This is a genomic window from candidate division WOR-3 bacterium (assembly GCA_039804025.1).
Classification (GTDB): domain Bacteria; phylum Hydrothermota; class Hydrothermia; order Hydrothermales; family JAJRUZ01; genus JBCNVI01.
The window spans coordinates 16,485-35,109 of the sequence record JBDRZP010000018.1; the positions used below are offsets into that span (position 1 = coordinate 16,485).

Consider the following 18,625-nt stretch of genomic DNA (forward strand, 5'->3'; position numbering starts at 1 on the left):
CCTTTTTTATTATAAAATAATTTTTTTTACTTGTCAAGTATTATAATAATAAGGATGAAAGAAAAAATAATTTTTGAGGTTATCCCGCCTCCCTTTGATTGGAATGAAGAAAAAATTCTAAATTTTTCTGAAAGAATTAAAAAAATAATGAAAGAAAACAGAATAAAGTTTTTAAATATTCCTGAAGTGGTAGATGAAAAAACAAGAGAAAAAGAAAGAAGTGTTCCCTATAAAGAAAAAATTGATAATTTAGAATTTTCAGAATATCTCAAAAACAATTTTAATTTTGAACCAATTATAAATAAAATTTGTGTCAGGATAAGCAAAAAGGAATTTGAAGAATGGGTTAAAAAGGTATATGAAAAAGGAATAAGATACATTGTTTTAGTTGGTGGAGAATCAAGTAAAATAAAATACCCTGGATATTCGGTTATAGAAGCCGCTAAATTCATTAAAAAGAATTATCCTGATATAAAACTTGGAGGAATAACAATATTTACAAGAAACAGGGAACCTTACCGAATTCTTGAAAAAATGAAAGCAGGTATAGAATTTTTTGTATCTCAAATTATCTTTGAAACAAGCAATATGAAACAGGTTTTAATACATTTATGGAGACTCACTAAACTTGAAAATATAAAATTCCCTGATATATACATTTCCTTTGCCCCAGCAAAAAAAATAAAGGATATAGAATTTATGAAATGGCTGGGAGTAGAATTTCCTACTGCAATAAATTTTTACATAACTGAAAATGAAAGAAAAGTTGAATCAAGGACTTTTGAAGTTATTGAGAGAATGCTTGATGAGATATTTGATTTTTCTAAAAAAGAGAGGTTAAACTTGGGTTTTAATGTGGAACATGTTATGTACTCAAATCTTGAACTTTCCGAAAATATAATAAAAAAAATTAAAGAGAGAATATGAAAATAATATTACATGGAAATTACCCAAGAAGTGAAAAACTCGTTGAAGCTACAAGAGACTTTGAAAGAGGAAGAATTAAGGAAGAAGAATTAAAAAAATTTTTTAAAGAAGATATTTTAAATTTAATTAAACTTCAAAAGAACTGGGATTACATATTTACAGGTCAATTTTATTTTCAGGACTTATTAAGACCATTTTCTGAACTTGTTTATGAGGTTGAAATTGATGGGCTCAAAAGATTTTATGAAACAAATTTCTTTATGAGAAAACTCATCTTTAAAAAATTTGAAATAAAAGAAAATAAAAAATTTTTTGAACACTACCTTTTATGTGATGGCCTTTTTAATAAAAAAGAAAATCTTACATTTACCTTTCCCTTTTTATTTTTTTTCCAAGAATTTTCTGAAAATATCAAATTAAAAGAAATAGGAGAATTACTTTTAAAGGTAATAAAAGAATTAAATGAATGGGGAAATAAACTTTTAATTTTTTATGAACCCACCTTTGGCTTTAAAAATATAAATGAAGAAGAAAAAGAAATTTCTTTATGGTTTTTAAAAGAATTAAAAAAATTTAAAAATTTAAAATTTGCTTTACATAGTTTTTTCTTTGATGTAAGTAATGATTTGGATTTTATTTTTTCCTTGGATTTTGACGGATACGGATTTGATTTTTATAATAACTCAAGAGATTTTATTTTGAAAAACTTTCCGGAAAATAAATTACTTCTTGCAGGAATAATAAATACAGATTCTACACTAATAGAAAAAGAAGAATTTATTGAAGAATTTATTGAAAAATCAATCAATTATGTAAAAGAAGAAAATATTTATGTAACCACAAACTGGTCCCCTGAATTTCTTCCAAGAGAGATTATGGATAAAAAAATAAAAAATTTAATTAAAGGAGAAAATTAAATGAAAATTTTAACTCATGAGATTGGTTCCCTTGCTAAACCCTCTTTCAGAGTTAAAGCCTTCAGAAAAATAAAACTTACAGATTCTGATATAGAAGAAGCAGAAAAATGGGGACATTTTCTTGAAATTGATGAAAGGAAAGAGTTAATCGATATTCTTTCAAAGAGAGAAAACTTTACAGAAGAGGAAAAAGAAAAAATACTCCACTTTTCTTCCCTTTATGCTATAAGACTTCTTGAAAAGGCAGGGCTTGACCTTGTTTATGATGGAGAGCAACATAGAGTCGAAATGTATGAGTATCCCGTAAAACACATAAGAGGATTTGAATTTAAAGGTCATGTTAGAAGTTTTGATAACAAATATTACAGGAAAGCTTCCTGTGTCTCAATCCCTACTTTAGTATCTCCCTATCATGATGAAGAATTTGAAAGAATAAAAAATTTAGCAAAAAAACCTGTAAAAATACCTGTAACAGGAGCATATACAATAGTGGACTGGTCTTATGATGAGTACTTTTTAAGAAATATAAAACCAGGTGAAGGTGATATAAGAGAAAAAAGAAAAAAAGCAAGAAAGGACTTTTTACTCTCAATTGCAAAAAATTGTATTTATCCTGTTTTAAAATCCCTTTACGAAAAAGGAGCAAAATACTTACAGATAGATGAACCTGCAGCAACTACAAAAAGGGATGAGATAGATCTTTTTGTATTAACAATGAAGGAAAGCATAGGTGATTTAAAAGGAAAAGTATTTTTTGGAACCCACATATGTTTTTCAGATTACTCTCTTTTATTTCCAAAAATTTTAGAACTTGAAGGAATACTTAATGAAGTTCATTTTGAATATGCAAACAGAGATACAAGGGAAATAGGTATTAATCCTGAAAAAAGAAAGGGTTATGAAATACTTAAAGAATTTAAAAATACAAAATTTATAGTTGGACTCGGAACAATTGATGTTCATACTGATTTTGTTGAACCACCTGAACTCATAAGGGATAGAATTTTATATGCTCTTGATATTATAAAGGACCCTGATAGAATATATGTGGCACCTGATTGCGGATTGAGAACAAGATCGTGGGATATAGCCTTTAAAAAACTCAGGAATATGGTGGAAGGAAAATACCTTGCTGAAAAAGAAGCAAGAATTTAACTTAAAAAGATGGACATTTTTAAAATTTATAATATTTTAAAAAAAATAGAGGAAATAAACCCGAGGTTTGTCATTGAAAATATTTTTGAAGAAAAATTTGAAAAATTAATTACATTAAAGGAAATAGATAAAAAAAAATCAGAAAAGCTTTAAAAATCATTGAATTAATTAAAAAAGGCGAAAGACCTGAGTATATTTTCAAAAAATGCTTATTTTTAGATGAAGAATTTTATATAGAAAAAAAGGTTTTAATTCCAAGAGAAGAAACATCTCTTTTAGTCAATTATTTAAAGGAGCTTAAAGAAAAAAAATTAAAACCTGAAATCATTATTGATTTTGGAACAGGAACAGGAATTTTGGCAATATGGGCAAAAAGAATATTCCCTTTTTCCTGCGTTTTAGCAGTTGATTTTTTAAAAAAAGCTTGTAGATGTGCCAAAATAAATAGTAGAAAGAAAAAGGCAAAAATAAAAGTAATAAGAACAAAAAGTTTTAAAATTTTCAAGAAAGAAAAAATTGATTTAATAATTTCAAACCCACCTTATCTTTCAGAAGAGGAATATAAAAAATATGGACCATTTAAAGGTGAATCAAAAAAATCTCTATTAGGCGGGAAAAAGGGATATGAAGTTTTTTTAAAATGGTTAAAAGAAGCCTTTGAAGTTTTAAAAAGGGGAGGCATTTTTATAAGTGAAATTTCAGAATTCTGGGACAAGGATATTCTTTCAGGTTTTAAAAAATATTTAATAGATGAAAGAAAAGATTTTTTTAATAAAAATAGGATTTGGATTTTTAAGAAGTTTTAAATTATTATTTTTAAATGCACCTTATATCACCATCAAGGATATACCTTTATGTTAGTTGTCCAAGGTGCTTTTATTTGGAGGTAAAAAAAGGAATAAAAAGACCAGTTGAATTTTTCCCGAGGATTCCTTCCCTTCTTGATAAAATTTTTAAAGAAATTGCTGAAGAATTTAAAGAAAAAGATCTCCCTTATTATTTTAAGAGATTTGGATTAAAGGGAAAACTCAAAAAAATAAAACTTGAAGATAAAAAAATAGAAAATACGGATTTAATCTTAAGGGGAATACCTGATGAGATCATTGAAAATGAAGAAAAAAAAATTTTACCTCTTGATTACAAAACTTCTTCAAAATTTCCTGATAAACTTCCAATTCCTGTCCAAATTCAACTTGATAGTTATTCTTTGCTTATTAGATTAAACAATTTTGAAACTGATGAAAAGGCTTTCGTTTTTTATTTTGTCCCCTATTATTCAAGGAATGAAAAGAGGATAAGATGGGATACAAAACTTTATGAATATTCAGTAAATTTAAAAAGGTTAAAGAAATTTATAATTGAAATTGATAAAATCTTAAAAGAAGAGAAATTGCCCGGACCTTCCAAAAGTTGCCACTTCTGCAAATATGTTGAAGATGTTAAGAATCTATAAAAAATTTAAAATTTTTTCTCTATTAAAAAAATGAATTTTTCTTCCTTTATATTAATTCCCATCAAACTTGTATCCCTTTCAAATTTATAAAGGTGTGCTGAAACATATGCATCTAATATGTTAAAAGCCCATAGGGAAAAGGAAAGAATGAAATTATAGGAAAACCTATATAGAGCATCCTGGTTTTTCTCAACGTAAGGGTAGTCTTTTATTAATTCTCTTATAAGGAAAACTTCACCTCCGAAGAAAACCAAACCCTTTATATAATTTCCTGTATAAATCTGACCGAGACCAGGTAAAAAAGCGCTCATCCATGCTGCTTTTACTGGATTTTTATTCTCTGTTAAGATTAAAAATAAAAATAAAAATTTTATCAATAAAAAACCTCCATTAAAAATAACCCTTGTGGGGGTGCTATAATTAAAGTGTCAGGAACATTTTCAAGGACTCTCTTATAACCATCAAGATCATTCCTTGAAGCAAAATATACCATCTGACCAACAAGACTTCTAACAAGTTTATTTAAAAATCTCTTTGCATAAAAATATAAAAAAATTTTTTTACCTTTTCTTTCTGCATAACACTTTTCAATTTTCAAAAAACCGTTTCCCTCAGGTAAGGGAGAAAAGGGAGAAAAATCCCTTTCCATCTCTGTTAGTTTAGTCATTTTATAGAATAAATTATAATTCAATTTAAAATTAATTTCCCAGGCATATAGCCTTTCAAGAGGGGACCTTTCAAGGAGAATTGTGTATCTATAGAGTTTTGCTTTTGCGGATCTTCTTGCATGAAATTTATTACTCACAATTTCAATTTCTTTTACATAGACATCTCTTGGTAAAATTGCATTCATAGCTTTTCTTAATTTTTCCCTGTCACCCTCAAATCTTTCATAAAATATTTTTTTAGGTGCATCAAAGTGAGCTACTTGACCCAAAGCATGAACTCCCCTATCTGTTCTTGAAGCCCCCTGAATTAAACCTTTTGCACAGATAAGTTTTTTTGTCACATCATCAAGAACACCCTGAACTGTTCTAAAACCTTTTTGAACTTGCCAACCGTAAAAATTTGTTCCATCATACTCCAATTTAATTTTAAACCTCATTTTTTTAATTTTTTTGCAAAAAATATAGAAAGTTCAAAAAGTAAAACAATAGGTATTGCTAAAATACTCATTGTTATAAAATCAGTTGAAGGTGTAACAAGAGCTGCAAGAATAAAAATTAAAACAATAACTTCCCTTCTTTTCGATTTTAATAATTTATAATCGAGAACATTAAGTTTAACAAGGATTAAAATTAGGATTGGTAATTCAAAAAGTAGACCTGTGAAAATTGTAACATATAAAAGGAAATTCACAATATCTGAAATATGCATAAGTGGTAACATTACATTTCCTGCAAAGGAAAGAAGAACTTTGATACCAAGAGGATAAATAACAAATATTGAAAAGAAGAAACCCGCATAGAAAAGGAAGGGAGATAAAATTATAAAGGGTTTAATGTTTTTAATTTCATTTTCATAAAGACCTGGTTTAATAAATGCCCATAATTCATAAATCAAAAATGGTATAGTAAAGAATATTCCCGATAAAAGAGAAACCTTCAATCTTACAATAAAGGCTTCCTGTGGAGAAAAAAAGTAAATTTCTCCGATTGGTTTTTTTATAAAATCTATAATTTTCAAAGAGAAAGTAAAGGATATTAAGGTAAAGATAAATAAATAAATTATAACTCTTATGATTCTTATTCTTAATTCTTCAAGATGCTCAATGAGAGATTCATCCATATCAGTAAGTTATTGCATAAAGAAAAATGTTAATACCCATTTTGATTGCCTCTTCCCTTATTTCAGGTGGATCTCCATAAACATCTGTCCATCCGTCTGATATGTTTGAGTTATAAGTATAAAAGAGACATAATCTATCACCTATAAAAATTCCATAACCCTTTGGTGGACCTTCATAATGCTCGTGAATTTTTGGAAGACCTTTTTCAAATTTATAAAAAATGTTATAAATAGGATGGTCAAAGGGAACCTCTTTAAGTTCTTTTTCAGGGAAAATTTTTTTAATTTCTCCTCTTATATATTTATCCATTCCATAATCATCATCAATATAAAGAAATCCACCTGATTCAAGGTATTCCCTTAAATTTTTAGCATCAGTTTCTGAAAGTTCTACTTTTCCATGACCTGTCATAAAAAGGAGAGGATAATTCCTTATTCTTCTATCACCAACATCAAGAACTACTTCTTGCTCTATCATATTTATTCCAGTTCTTTTTTCAATTTCCTTTGAAAGATTAGGAATAATTTCTGGGTCATTATACCAGTCTCCTCCCCCTTCATATTTAAGCCTTACGATCTGGAGTTCAAGTATTGAAAATAAAATTAGAAAAAGGAACATATATATTCTACTGCATCCTTAAAATTTTTTGCTATAAAGCTCGGTTTCAAAGTCAATGGATACCTTGTTTTTATATAAATTGTTATCATTCCCAGTTTATATCCAAATTCAATATCACTATCCTTATCACCTATCATAAATTTTTTTTCATACTCAAAAGGAAATTCCTTTTTCCATAATCTATAAAAATATAAACCCGGTTTCCTGCAAGAACACATTTCTATAGGTAAATGGGGGCAGAAGTAATATTTTAAAATTTTAACCCTTTTTAAATATAAAAACTGATCAAGTCTTTCATTATTTCTTTTAACATCTATTACTTTATAGTAACCTTTATTTATTCCAGACTGATTTGAAAAAACAAAAAAGTGAAAATTTAATTTTTTTAATTTATGAAGACCTTCTATAACATAATCATTTAATTTTAACTTAAAGGGATCACCAAGAGTTCCATAGTCCCTATCTTCTATTAAAACCCCGTCTCTATCAAGAAAAAGCAAGTTTCTTTTCACAAAATTTTTAAAAGAAATTCTTTTAACTCTTTAAGAGCTTTTCCCCTGTGAGAAATTTCATTCTTTTTTTCTAAACTTAATTCAGCAAAAGTTCTACCAAGGGGTGGATAAAGAAATAAAGGGTCATAACCAAAACCCGAAGCACCCCTTTCTTCATAGGTAATAAAACCTTCCACTTCTCCTCTGAATTTGAAAAATTTTTCCTTATCAAGAAAAAAATAAATTACACATATAAATTTAGCTTTTCTTTTTTCAAAAGGAACACCTTCAAGTATTTTTAAAAGTAATTTTCTATTTTCTTCATCTGTACCTGAGTCTGAAAATCTTTTTGAATAAATTCCTGGAAGGTTATCAAGATAATAAACAATGAGGCCTGAATCTTCACCAATTGCTGGCATTCCTGAGATTAAATTTCCGTATTTTGCTTTAATAAAGGCGTTTTCATCAAAACTTCTCCCCTTTTCCTTAAATCCCTTTTCTATCCCAAAATCCCTTAATGTTAATATTTCTATATTTAATTCTTTTAAAAATTCTAAATATTCTCTTCTTTTACCCTGATTTGAAGTAGAAAGGAGTATTTTCAAAAAATTTATCTCTTGGGCGCCACCTCTGTTTCTGCGATCCAGGCATCATAATAACCAAGACTTCTTAACCTCATTTTCATTCTTTCAGCCTCTTCTCTTGAGATAAAATCACCCACTCTTACTTTATAATAAGGTGGAATATATTCAACATAAACCTTATATTCTCCTTTAAGTCTTGCCTCTGCCTCTTTTGCGAATTTTTCAGCTTTTTCTTTATTTCCTGGTTTTGAAGCATCAACAGCAAGAATCTGAACCCTGTAACCAAAAACTTTTGAAGGTGAAGGCTGAGGCAGAGGAGTTTCCTTTTTTGGTGTAGGAGCAATCACAACCTCACCTTCTTCAACAGTTTCAGGTGCAGGGGATGGAGCAGGTGTTTCTTCTTCTGTGATAACCACTGTTTCTTCTCCTTTCTTTTCTTCTGGAGCAGGTTTCTTTTCTTCCTCTTCTCCAATAATTACAATCTCACTTTCTGTCTCTGCAGGTTTTGCTGGCTGAGCAGCTTGAGGTGCACAGAAATAATATAGACTAATAAAGAGCAAGAAATAAATTAACTTCTTCATATTTTTAAATAATTCCTCCTTTGCTTTAAGGATTTGAACCATCTTATTATTATAAATTTAAAATAATAAAAATGCAAAAATATTTAATTTATTTTTTGATAGTTATAACATTAAATTCATCTCAAACAATTTATACAAAGGGGAAAAGTTTTACTGTTTATTTTCTAACTTCAGGAGGAGACTTTGAGGATTATGTAATTGGAGGAATTTCCTATCCTTACAGATTCAATGCTAAGGATTTATTATTAAGTTACAGTTTTGAGGGTTCACCCTTTGATTACAAAGTAACTCTTGGTTTTCATGAATATAGAGACGAAATAATAAGTGTAAATGGATATCCTGAAGATAAGGTAATATGGAACAGAGTAAGAGGTTTTCATTTAAATATTTCAATGGCTCAAACTTCAAAGGCATGGAGATCAGTATGTTATGGAATAGGTGGAACTTTCGGCTGGTTCAGGGATGAAGATTTAAAAAATGAAAAAGGAGTGCTTATTCCTGATAAAAAGGAGGGTCCTGTTGCACTTCCTTCTATATGGGTTAGAAAGGGAGGAGAAAATATTTCTGTTTATTTGAGTTTAGTTTCTGATGGGATATTGCCTCTGAGTGCTACAATGGGAGCAGTAAAAACAGGAATATCAATTAAATTTTCAAAGAATGATTTTCATATAGGATTTCTAATTCCTACTTACAATCTTGAATTTGACCCCTATTTTGTTTATCAAATTAATTTTGAACACATTTTTTTATCCCTTTATTTAAGAGCCAATATGTTAAGAAAAGGGGGAGGAATAGGTGTAAGTTTAGGTGTGAAATAAAAAGTTTGAAGGGAAAGGTTTATATTCTTTATAATAAAAATTTAAGGCGGCGTAGCTCAGTGGCAGAGCAGGGGTTTCATAAGCCCTGTGTCGGCGGTTCGAATCCGCCCGCCGCCACTTTTCCTTAAAATTGTTCAAATTCGAATCAGCTACCTCTTTATCCCTTAAAACTGGCGGAATAAATTTAATTCTCAAAAAAGCAAAAGGGGACCTTGTATGGGATAAAAATAATAAAAAATATTATGACTTTACATCCTTTTTTGGCGTTTCCCTCTTCGGACACTTCAATCCCTTTATAATTAAAAAAGTTAAAGAATACTTTAAAATTAAACCTCACTCAATGGCGGATCTCTTTCCTTATGAAAAAAGAGAAAAATTATCAGAAGAAATTGTTAAATTTTTTAAAAACAAAGATTTGCTCTGCACCTTTGGAATATCAGGAACTGATGCTATTGAAATAGCAATTAAAACTGCCTTTTTATATACTAAAAGAGAAAAAATAATTTCCTTCAAAAATTCATACCACGGTCTTTCAATGTTCAACCTCTCTATTACAAATATTTATCATTTTAAAAAACCCTTTGAAAAATTTTTAAAAAATTACTCAATAGAAATTAAATATCCTGAAAGAGAAGAGGATCTTGAAGATCTTGAAAGGAATTTAAAAAGTCTAAACCCAAAAGAAATAGCTGGAATTATTTTAGAACCGATACAGGGAAGAGGTGGAATAAAACTTCCCCCCAAAAATTTTATTAAAATTCTCTATGAATATGCTAAAGATAATGATATTATATTAATAATTGATGAGGTTTTTACAGGTTTTGCAAGAACAGGTAAAGATTTCTGCTTTCAATATGAAATAGATTTCCCTGATATTTTGTGCCTCGGGAAAGCACTCGGAGGCGGATTCCCAATTTCTGCCTGTGTGGGGAAAAAAGAAATTATGAAAGTTTGGGAAATAAAAGGAGATCCCCTTTATGCAACAACCTTTTTAACCCATCCTTTATCAATAATATCATCCCTTGCCTTTTTAGAACTTTATAAAAAAGAAAATCCTTTAAAAATAGTAAAGGAAAAGGAGAAAATTTTTAAAGAACTACTTAAAAAATTAGAAAATAAAAGGGAAATTAAGGAAATAAGGGGAAAAGGAATTTTATGGGGCATAGAATTTAAGGACGAAAAACTATCTTTAAATTTATGGAAAAAATTAATAAAAAAAGGATTTTTAACCCTTCTTGAAGGTGAAAAACACAATGTTTTAACTTTTGTCCCTTCTTTATATTTTTCAGAAAAAAAACTAAAAAAAATTATAGATTTTTTAGATATTTCTCTCCATTAAAAAAATTCTTCTTATCTCTTTTATATCTGCAATATCATGGGCACTTTTATCAAATCTGAACCTTTTAACCCTTGCAAACCTTAAGGAAAATCCTGAATTATAAACCTTACTTTCAATTACCTCATCAAAGGCAACTTCAACTACATAAAAGGGTTTAACCTTAATCATCCATCCAAAATTTTTTTCTGTTAAAGGAGGAAGATTTTTAGTAAGGAAAATCAAATCTTCTTCTTTTAGACCTTTAAAAGTTTTACCAAGATCAAGAAAATTTTTTCTTTCCTCATCAAGACAGGAAAGATGAAGATTTGATAAAAATCCCTTTCTTTTACCATGACCCCATTCGGCACCTGTTATAACAAGGTCAAGAGTATAAAATTTTTTCCATTTAAACCAGTATTTTCCTCTTTTTCCATAGGTATAGGGGCTCACTGGATCCTTGATAATTAAACCCTCATTCCCTTTTTCAATTGACTTTAAGAAAAAATTTTCTGCTTCATCCTTTTTATCAGTTATGATATAGGGCATTTTGATTTTTTCAGGAATTATCTCCTCAAGAATTTTCTTTCTTTCCTTAAGGGGGTAATCAAGTAAAAACTCTCCATCCACATAAAGAATATCAAAAACAAAGGGAGAAATATTTTCACTTTCAACATATTTTTTACCGAACTCCTTCATAAAATCCTGAAAAGGGATAGGGATTCCTTCCTCATTTAAAATAACTCCTTCAGCATCCAAAATAAAATCTCTTTTAAAGTTCTTAAAAAATTCTGTTAGATTTTTTAATTTAAATGTTATATCCTTTAAATTTCTTGAAAATATCTTTATTTTATCCTTTTCCTTATGAATCTGGAGCCTTGCTCCATCAAGTTTGAATTCAAGTAAAAAATTTTTTCCCTTTTTGAAAAGTCTTAAAGGATCTTCTTCAATTTCTGCGAGCATAGGTGAAAGGGGCTCAAAAATTTTGGGTTTAAATTCTTTAAAAATTAAATTACCCTTTTCAAAAATTTCATAAACAAGTTCTAGGATATTTCCTCTTTTAAGTAATTTTTCTCCTTCTTTAATATCAATTCCCTTTGCTTTTAAAAGAGCTTTAAAAATAATTTTTTCCTTTGCACCCTGCCTTACTTCTCCAATCAAATAATCAACAAAAAATGCTCTTTCTTTTTCATTTAAGTTTTTGAAAAAATCTTTCAAAAGATAAAACCTTTGACTTAAAGAACCTTCCCCTTTAATAAAACTCAATTTTTTGATAAATTCCTCTATTTCCTTTAGTTCTATTTCCCTTACAGAAAAATCCTTTATTGAAGCTAAAACTTCCCTTAAGAGGGAGTAACCTACATTCAATTTCCCATAAAGGGGGATTCCTGAGAGAAGGGAAAAAGAAATTTTAATTTCCTCTAAACTTAATTTTTTAAAAAAATCAGATAAAATAAATATTTTATCCTTTAAAGAACTTTTTTCCTTAACTTTTTCATAAATATGAATAATTTCTGAAAAATACATAAAAAATTTTTATACTAAAAACTTGAAATTTTCAAATTAATATTGTATAATTTAGTTGGTATTACCAACTATTTTAGGGTTCAATCCCCTAATATTAAAAGAGGAGGTTATAATGAAGGATTTAATTTTAAAGGCTATGATGAGCGCATCCTGTTTTATCCTCATCTCCTCAACAAAAACTTACTATCCTGAAAATTACAGAAACTGGTTCCATGTTAAAACTCTAATTCTTGAAGAAGGTCATCCACTATTTGAAGCCTTTGGAGGTATTCACCATGTATATGCAAATGAAAAGGCTTACAAAGCTCTCTTAAATAATGAAAAAGTTTTCCCTGAGGGTTCTGTATTTGTTTTTGACCTTCTTGAAGTGGTCAAGGAAAATAATTCAGTGGCAGAGGGAAAAAGGAAGGTTCTTGCCTATATGAAAAAGCATGGTAAAAAATTATTTACAGAAACCGGCAACTGGGAATTTGCTGCCTTTGCAGAAGGAGACCCTTCAAAACAGATTGTTAAGGATGCTAAAAGGGAATGTTTCAGTTGTCACGCCTCTCAGAAGGAAAAAGATTATATTTTCAGTGATTGGAGAAAATAAAAAATCCTTTCCTATAATTTCTCTTTGGAAAATTTAGATTTTAAAATCCTTTCCGGTCTTGAAAGAGTATCTGAAATTATGAAAGTTTTTTTAAGGAGGGAAAGTTCTAAATTTAAATTAAGTCCGACTCAGGTTCAAATCCTGCTTTCCCTCCTTTCTGAAGGGAATTTAAAAATAAAAAACCTGGAGAAAATTACTTCCCTTGATAAAACCACCCTTTCTAAGTCAATAAAAAATTTACAGAAAAAAAACTTTATTGAAAAAACTCAATCAGAATTAGACAGAAGAGAAAAAATCCTTAAGATTAAAGAGAATAAAAAAGAGAGCATAAAGAATTTCTCATTAAGCATAAATCTATTCAAAAAAGTATTAAAAAATTTCTCTGAAAAAGAAAAAGAAATTATTTTAAAGTTTATTTTTGATTTTATAGATTACTCCATTGATATGGGTATTATAAGTTTACAGAAAATGTGTTCAAAATGTATCTATTTTAAAATTAAAAATAATAGATTTTACTGCAAATTTCTTAATAGGGAACTAAAAATAAGAGATTTAAAGATAAACTGTTCTGATTTTGTAAGTATTACATAAAAAATTCGGGTTCAATTCCTTTTTAAAAAAAGAGGTAAAAAATGAAATTTTTAAGATTTTTAATATCAATAGGGTTAACATCTTATCTTTATTCCCAGACTTTACAGGATGCTCTTGATAATTATGATCTCAATTTCATAACAGGAGGTAATGCAAACTGGTTCTATCAAACAAACTATTATTATTACGATAATGATGCTGCACAGAGTGGTACCATTACCCATAATCAGTTAACCTTTCTAAAAACAACCATCCAATCACCCTGTAGCTTAAAATTCTACTGGAGAGTTTCCTCAGAAGCAAACTATGATTTTTTAAGTTTTGTTAGAAAATATGCAGCCTCCCAACTATATGATAGAATTTCAGGAACAACCGGGGGCTGGATACAGAAAAAAATAGTGATATTAAGCCCTGGAACAGACACAATGGTATGGACATATTCCAAAGATGGTTCGGGTTCTTCAGGACAGGATGCTGGATGGGTTGATTATGTGAGATATTTTCCAATAAACAACAACTTAGTAACACTTCAGGAAGCACTCGATAACACAAACTTAACCTTTTACAGTGATGGTAGTGCTCCCTGGATAGGAGAGACATGTTTCAGCTATGACGGTCAGGATGCTGCGATAAGTGGAAGAATACCCCATAACGGTTTCTCCCGTTTATATACAAATGTAGTAGGACCCTGTAGCTTAAAATTCTACTGGAGAGTTTCCTCAGAAGCAAACTATGACAGACTTTACTTTCTAAAAGATGATACTTTAAAAGATTTTATTTCAGGAACAACTGGAGGCTGGGTATTAAAAAGATTCATAATCAATGCATCAGGGAATCACAGTATTAAATGGGTTTACTCAAAAGATGGTGCAAACTCAAATGGTTCGGACTGCGCCTGGGTTGATAAATTTGAATATTTCCCCATAGGAACTGAGATATCAGAAAAAATTGATACTGAAAAATCTTACTTTGCAATTTACAATAATTTGGGAGGAGATTTAAAAATTAGGTTCTATGTTTCAGAAGAAGATACTAAGGATAAAATTGAATTGAGTCTATATAACATAACTGGAAGAAAAATGATTGATCTTTTATCAAGAAAGGAAATTAAACCAGGGGAATATATACTTAATTTCAATCTCTCAAAAGATAAAAATCTTTTAAAGAGAGGTTTTTACTTTTTGAAATTTACAACCTCTACAAAGAAATATACTAAGAAAATCTTAATTATGGAATAAATTTTTAAGATGTAGAATACCATAACAATATTGAATTTTTCTGGCTCAATAAGATTAAAAGGAGTGCCTCATACAAAATGTTCTTGTATAGTCCTCTTTAAATCTTTCAACTTTAAAAAGCATTCTTTGTTGCCTTGTCGCCACATTTTTCAAAAAATTTGATAATTAATTTCCCTCAATTTTTCCTCTCTATTATTATTTTTTAAACTTTTTTCTTTTTCATATTTTAATCTTAAAGTGAATTTTTGCGCACCCTAAAGGGTGCGGCTACCATAAAATTATAGAACCTTTGTTTTTTTGGAAAATTAAGGGTGAAGATAATATGAGGCATAATAGAAACAATATTCTAAAAATGTTGTTACTTTATACCTTAAAAGGTGTGACTCCCCAGCAAAAGATTTTCAAAAAAATGGTAGGCGCAGGCTTTAGCCTGCGAATTTTTACCTTTTCCCATTATCTAATATCTCTTTAAAATTTTTCATGCAATATTGAATTTTTTGCCAATATAAGAAAATTTATTGTGGGTTAATTTTGCAGATGAAATTTGCGTCTACCTTGCTTTTTACTATATTAGCATCAGGCAAAAATATTTCCATCTTTTCAATATTTAATGTTTTAACTTCTTCACCATTATCCCAATAATCAAAATTGATTGCACAGAATCCTGAATCATTCAGTATCCCCTCTTTTTCCAAAAATTTTCTATCAAATTTTTTATAAATCCTCACAATAATTCTTGCTTGTGTTACCACACTATCCTCCCCATACCAGCAAGAAGTTGTATCACCACCTACAATCCTTTCATATTTAAAAGGATATTTCATAAAAATCTTTGCTGTATAATTTAAAAAAATAAATAATATCATTGCCATTATTTACCCCCTATGCTAATTTTCACATTATAACCAATAACCCCACCTAAGGAAGGTGAAAATTCCGATAAACATCCCAGAAAAAATCCCTCAGCTAAACTTAATTCAGGATATTTCCACAGCAAATAGTAACTTATTGCACCAGGTATGGATGAAATTGCTGTAGCAATTATAGAATTTTTAAGATTTCCTTTTTTCTCACACAATACTCCTATTCCATGAATTGTAAGCGGAACCAATATAGAATTCACCCCAATATAAAGTAACAATCCTTCAGGAAAAATATCAAAAGATTGACCTGGATTATAAAGAGAAGCCATAGCTAGAGCTCCATTAAACAAAGTAGGCCAAACAAGTGAAAATAAAAATTCTGTTGTATAAACTATTACATTAATTACATTAAATAAAAAACTGGAAGAGGCACTTTTTTCAGAATTTGAATAAATATTTGAATAATAAATATTTGAATATTTTGAATATAAAGAAACATAATTTTGTTTCAGAAAAATAAATGAACTTTTGGAGGATTCAAATAAAAATCCAGATTCTGTATTATGTTCCAGCCCCACTAATATATTACTTTCACAAAAAACTAAAATTATTATTAATTTCATAATTTTAGCTCCTATTGTTTTTTAATTATACAGGGTAATGGAAAAAAAAACTCAAGTAGATGTAGAAAACCATAACATTTTAGACTGATAAGGATTATTAATATATGTTTTTAAAAAATAATCAAGGGGAGAAAAGTTATTTAAAGATTTATGAGGTTTATATTAAATTTTTTTGGCTCAATAAGATTAAAAGCGTGCCTGCTACAAAATGTTCTTGATTTTGCTTTTTCCGTAAATATACCGCAATCTTTTTAACTTCAAAAGCTTCTTTTGCTGCCTATTTTTCAAAAAATTTGATAGTAATCTCCCTTAATTTTTCTTCTCTATCATTTATTTTTTAAACTTTTTTTCTTTTTCATATTTTAATCTTAAAGTGAATTTTTGCGCACCCTAAAGGGTGCGGCTACCATAAAATTATAGAACCTTTGTTTTTTTTGAAAAATTAAGGGTGAAGATAATATGAAGGATAATAGAAACAATATTCTAAAAAACTTGTTACTTTATACCTTAAAGGTGCGGCTCCCCATATGAAGATTTTATAAAAGAATATAACGAAACCTAAAGGTTGCGGCTACAATAAAATTATGGTAATAAATGTTAAAAAATTGGTAGGCGCAGGCTTTAGCCTGCGGGATATTACCATAAAATTATAGAACCTTTGTTTTTTGAAAATTAAGGGTGAAGATAATATGAGGGATAATAGAAACAATATTCTAAAAAACTTGTTACTTTATACCTTAAAAGGTGTAGCTTTCCATCTGAAGATTTTATAAAATTGGTAGGCGCAGGCTTTAGCCTGCGAATTTTTACCTTTCCCCATTATCTAATATCTCTTTAAAATTTTTCAATATCTGTAAGATTACAAGGAGTGTCTACTATAAAAAGTTCCTGATTTTTTTCCATAAATATACCTTAGCCCTTCTTAACTCCAAAAGCATCCTTTTTTGCCTTGCTACCTATTTTTCAAAAAATTTAATGACCTCAAACATTAATTTTGGAATAAATTTTTAAGACTTCTCAAAATCTCATTTAAACTCGGGGCTTTAAACCATTCCCTTCCTGTTATTTCATTTGCAAAAGCTCTATAAATATCTTCTATTACTTTTTTTAATTCCTTAGGTAAACTTGGAGGAAAAACTTTTACAAAATTTTTCCATTTTATACTATCAATTTTTTTCGCCTTCTCCACTTCTTCAAACCATTCCGTTTTTCTATAATAGATCCTTGCAATCTCTTTACTCACATGAATTCCCTCATAAGTAAATCTACATTCATCAAGTGTTCCTATTGCATCTACCACTATAATTTTTCTTTCTTCATTAAAACCAAACTCGAATTTCCCATCTTCATTAAAAAGATTTATTTTTTTAACTTCTTCTGAAATTAGGTTGTTTATAAAAAGTGTTTTCTCCTTTATTTCCTCCATTTCCCTGTCACTTAAACCTGCTATTTCCTTTGCTTCCTCAAAACCTATATATCTGTCAGTTTCCTCAAGTTTTGTTGAAAAATCAATAAAAGGCTTTTCTAACCTTTCTCCTGGCTCTGGCATTCTATTTAAACCAATATCTAAAGGTTTTAATTTCCCCTCTTTTAATCTTTTAAAAACTGATGAACCCTCTGGAAGTGAATTTCTGTAAATAACCTCAAGGGGAATCAAAAAGTTAAATCTCTCCTTTTTATAAATAGAATAATCATATTTTCCTTCTTTTATTTCAGGTTTTAAAACCCTTAAAAGTTTTATTTCCATTACATTTGAGGGTTTTTTTAAATCTTTCAGTTTTTTTACTTTCCCATCTTCTAAAAGCCCGAGATAATGGGTCTTTATACCAAGATTTTCAAGTTTTTCAAAAAAATAACTTGATACAATACATAAAGCCTTACCTTTATCCTCTATATGGTCAGGCATTTCCCCCCAGTCAAAAACAGAATACCTATCTGAAAATATAAATCTACCTAATCCTGGTTCTCTTTCATATGGGGTTTTTATAACATAAAGGTCTTTTACACTACCCAATTTTTAACTCCTTGTCAGAATTCTCAATTTCATTTTTAATTTTTTCCTGGTATTCTTTGATTTTTTTTTCAAGATTTTTATCCTTTAAAGCAAGTATCTTTAAAGCAGAAAGTGCAGCTCCTTCAGGCTCTAATACTGTAAGGGGTGCAACACCTGAAGGCATTCTCAAAGTGGAAAAAATGTCAAAGCCGCTGAATTTATCACTGTAAGGTGGACAGGCTATACAGGGTTTTGTTGTATTTGCATCAACGAAACCACTTAAAGCATTACTTCTCCCAGCAACGGTTATAAATACAGCATCCTCATTTTCATATTCTTTCAAAATTTCAAGGACTTTTAAAGGTGTTTTATGGGCAGAGGCAATCCTTAAAACACATTCCACTTCAAACTCTTTTAATTTTTCAGCGATCTTTTTTGAATGTTCAAGGTCCTGCTTTGAACCCATAATTATAACCACTTTCATTTTTTCTCCTTTTTAAAAAATAATTATACCAGAACTTGAGAAAAATCTTAAAATTCTTTTAATATT

At 29.0% G+C, this 18,625-nt stretch carries 23 protein-coding genes and 1 tRNA gene; 12 read left to right on the forward strand and 12 right to left on the reverse strand.

Going from position 1 to position 18,625, the window contains the following annotated elements:
• The first annotated feature begins 54 nt into the window (after positions 1–54).
• Genes ABIN73_07335 through ABIN73_07360 form a run of 6 tightly spaced genes read left to right on the forward strand, consistent with a single transcriptional unit; the run spans position 55 to position 4,452 of the window.
• On the forward strand, positions 55–927 hold the full coding sequence (locus tag ABIN73_07335; GenBank protein ID MEO0269534.1) for a methylenetetrahydrofolate reductase: 873 nt from the start codon (positions 55–57) through the stop codon (positions 925–927).
• Entirely contained in the window at positions 924–1,844 is a 921-nt protein-coding gene (locus ABIN73_07340) for a hypothetical protein (GenBank protein ID MEO0269535.1), read from the forward strand. The genes ABIN73_07335 and ABIN73_07340 overlap by 4 nt, the downstream gene beginning before the upstream one ends.
• A complete protein-coding gene (locus ABIN73_07345; protein ID MEO0269536.1) occupies positions 1,845–2,999 on the forward strand; it encodes a hypothetical protein in 1,155 nt (384 codons plus the stop codon).
• Positions 3,000–3,008: 9 nt separating this feature from the next.
• Complete coding sequence (locus ABIN73_07350) at positions 3,009–3,152, forward strand: hypothetical protein (protein ID MEO0269537.1); 144 nt, start codon at positions 3,009–3,011, stop codon at positions 3,150–3,152.
• A 41-nt stretch (positions 3,153–3,193) separates the two neighbouring features.
• The gene (locus ABIN73_07355; protein MEO0269538.1) at positions 3,194–3,805 is read left to right on the forward strand and encodes a class I SAM-dependent methyltransferase; all 612 of its coding nucleotides are present in this window, start codon (positions 3,194–3,196) and stop codon (positions 3,803–3,805) included.
• Positions 3,806–3,819: 14 nt separating this feature from the next.
• The gene (locus ABIN73_07360; protein MEO0269539.1) at positions 3,820–4,452 is read left to right on the forward strand and encodes a PD-(D/E)XK nuclease family protein; all 633 of its coding nucleotides are present in this window, start codon (positions 3,820–3,822) and stop codon (positions 4,450–4,452) included.
• Positions 4,453–4,457: 5 nt separating this feature from the next.
• Here the strand turns inward: ABIN73_07360 and ABIN73_07365 are convergent, their stop codons facing one another.
• From ABIN73_07365 to ABIN73_07395, 7 genes are read right to left on the reverse strand one after another with little or no spacing between them, the layout of a single operon-like run.
• Positions 4,458–4,829: a DUF5683 domain-containing protein gene (locus ABIN73_07365; protein MEO0269540.1), complete on the reverse strand. Its 372-nt coding sequence runs from the start codon at positions 4,827–4,829 to the stop codon at positions 4,458–4,460.
• Positions 4,826–5,557, reverse strand: coding sequence for a tRNA pseudouridine synthase A (locus ABIN73_07370; GenBank protein MEO0269541.1), 732 nt, complete (start codon positions 5,555–5,557; stop codon positions 4,826–4,828). The genes ABIN73_07365 and ABIN73_07370 overlap by 4 nt, the downstream gene beginning before the upstream one ends.
• Complete coding sequence (tatC, locus tag ABIN73_07375) at positions 5,554–6,240, reverse strand: twin-arginine translocase subunit TatC (protein ID MEO0269542.1); 687 nt, start codon at positions 6,238–6,240, stop codon at positions 5,554–5,556. Before tatC ends, ABIN73_07370 begins: the two co-directional genes overlap by 4 nt.
• 1 nt (position 6,241) lies before the next feature.
• Positions 6,242–6,859 carry a DUF4159 domain-containing protein gene (locus ABIN73_07380; GenBank protein ID MEO0269543.1) on the reverse strand — a complete coding sequence of 206 codons (618 nt, stop codon included), beginning with the start codon at positions 6,857–6,859 and terminating at the stop codon, positions 6,242–6,244.
• Positions 6,844–7,371 (reverse strand): HAD-IIIA family hydrolase, encoded by a 528-nt coding sequence (locus ABIN73_07385; protein MEO0269544.1) that lies wholly within the window; start codon positions 7,369–7,371, stop codon positions 6,844–6,846. Before ABIN73_07385 ends, ABIN73_07380 begins: the two co-directional genes overlap by 16 nt.
• The gene (gene rdgB, locus ABIN73_07390) at positions 7,368–7,955 is read right to left on the reverse strand and encodes an RdgB/HAM1 family non-canonical purine NTP pyrophosphatase (protein ID MEO0269545.1); all 588 of its coding nucleotides are present in this window, start codon (positions 7,953–7,955) and stop codon (positions 7,368–7,370) included. The genes ABIN73_07385 and rdgB overlap by 4 nt, the downstream gene beginning before the upstream one ends.
• 5 nt (positions 7,956–7,960) lie before the next feature.
• Positions 7,961–8,515, reverse strand: a complete 555-nt coding sequence (locus ABIN73_07395; GenBank protein MEO0269546.1) for an SPOR domain-containing protein — start codon at positions 8,513–8,515, stop codon at positions 7,961–7,963.
• 71 nt (positions 8,516–8,586) lie between these two features.
• On the opposite strand from ABIN73_07395, the gene ABIN73_07400 reads away from it, so the two are divergent.
• The 3 genes from ABIN73_07400 (at position 8,587) to ABIN73_07410 (ending at position 10,672) form a co-directional block, all read left to right on the forward strand.
• Positions 8,587–9,333 carry a hypothetical protein gene (locus tag ABIN73_07400; GenBank protein ID MEO0269547.1) on the forward strand — a complete coding sequence of 249 codons (747 nt, stop codon included), beginning with the start codon at positions 8,587–8,589 and terminating at the stop codon, positions 9,331–9,333.
• 45 nt (positions 9,334–9,378) lie between these two features.
• A tRNA-Met gene (locus tag ABIN73_07405) sits at positions 9,379–9,450 on the forward strand.
• A 13-nt stretch (positions 9,451–9,463) separates the two neighbouring features.
• Complete coding sequence (locus ABIN73_07410) at positions 9,464–10,672, forward strand: aspartate aminotransferase family protein (GenBank protein MEO0269548.1); 1,209 nt, start codon at positions 9,464–9,466, stop codon at positions 10,670–10,672.
• On the opposite strand, the gene ABIN73_07415 is transcribed toward ABIN73_07410, so the two are convergent.
• Positions 10,652–12,175, reverse strand: a complete 1,524-nt coding sequence (locus ABIN73_07415) for an ATP-dependent DNA ligase (protein MEO0269549.1) — start codon at positions 12,173–12,175, stop codon at positions 10,652–10,654. The genes ABIN73_07410 and ABIN73_07415 overlap by 21 nt on opposite strands.
• Before the next feature lie 112 nt (positions 12,176–12,287).
• On the opposite strand from ABIN73_07415, the gene ABIN73_07420 reads away from it, so the two are divergent.
• From ABIN73_07420 to ABIN73_07430, 3 genes are read left to right on the forward strand one after another with little or no spacing between them, the layout of a single operon-like run.
• Positions 12,288–12,767 (forward strand): cytochrome P460 family protein, encoded by a 480-nt coding sequence (locus tag ABIN73_07420; GenBank protein MEO0269550.1) that lies wholly within the window; start codon positions 12,288–12,290, stop codon positions 12,765–12,767.
• Positions 12,768–12,791: 24 nt separating this feature from the next.
• On the forward strand, positions 12,792–13,358 hold the full coding sequence (locus ABIN73_07425; protein ID MEO0269551.1) for a helix-turn-helix domain-containing protein: 567 nt from the start codon (positions 12,792–12,794) through the stop codon (positions 13,356–13,358).
• A 41-nt stretch (positions 13,359–13,399) separates the two neighbouring features.
• A complete protein-coding gene (locus ABIN73_07430; protein ID MEO0269552.1) occupies positions 13,400–14,596 on the forward strand; it encodes a T9SS type A sorting domain-containing protein in 1,197 nt (398 codons plus the stop codon).
• Between the two features lie 515 nt (positions 14,597–15,111).
• Here the strand turns inward: ABIN73_07430 and ABIN73_07435 are convergent.
• The 4 genes from ABIN73_07435 to purE all read right to left on the reverse strand — a co-directional run bounded on the left by ABIN73_07435 (position 15,112) and on the right by purE (position 18,559).
• Complete coding sequence (locus ABIN73_07435; GenBank protein MEO0269553.1) at positions 15,112–15,468, reverse strand: hypothetical protein; 357 nt, start codon at positions 15,466–15,468, stop codon at positions 15,112–15,114.
• Complete coding sequence (locus ABIN73_07440; protein MEO0269554.1) at positions 15,468–16,082, reverse strand: hypothetical protein; 615 nt, start codon at positions 16,080–16,082, stop codon at positions 15,468–15,470. Before ABIN73_07440 ends, ABIN73_07435 begins: the two co-directional genes overlap by 1 nt.
• Positions 16,083–17,070: 988 nt before the next feature.
• A complete protein-coding gene (gene purC, locus ABIN73_07445; protein MEO0269555.1) occupies positions 17,071–18,096 on the reverse strand; it encodes a phosphoribosylaminoimidazolesuccinocarboxamide synthase in 1,026 nt (341 codons plus the stop codon).
• Positions 18,089–18,559 carry a 5-(carboxyamino)imidazole ribonucleotide mutase gene (gene purE, locus ABIN73_07450; protein MEO0269556.1) on the reverse strand — a complete coding sequence of 157 codons (471 nt, stop codon included), beginning with the start codon at positions 18,557–18,559 and terminating at the stop codon, positions 18,089–18,091. The genes purC and purE overlap by 8 nt, the downstream gene beginning before the upstream one ends.
• Between the last annotated feature and the right edge of the window lie 66 nt (positions 18,560–18,625).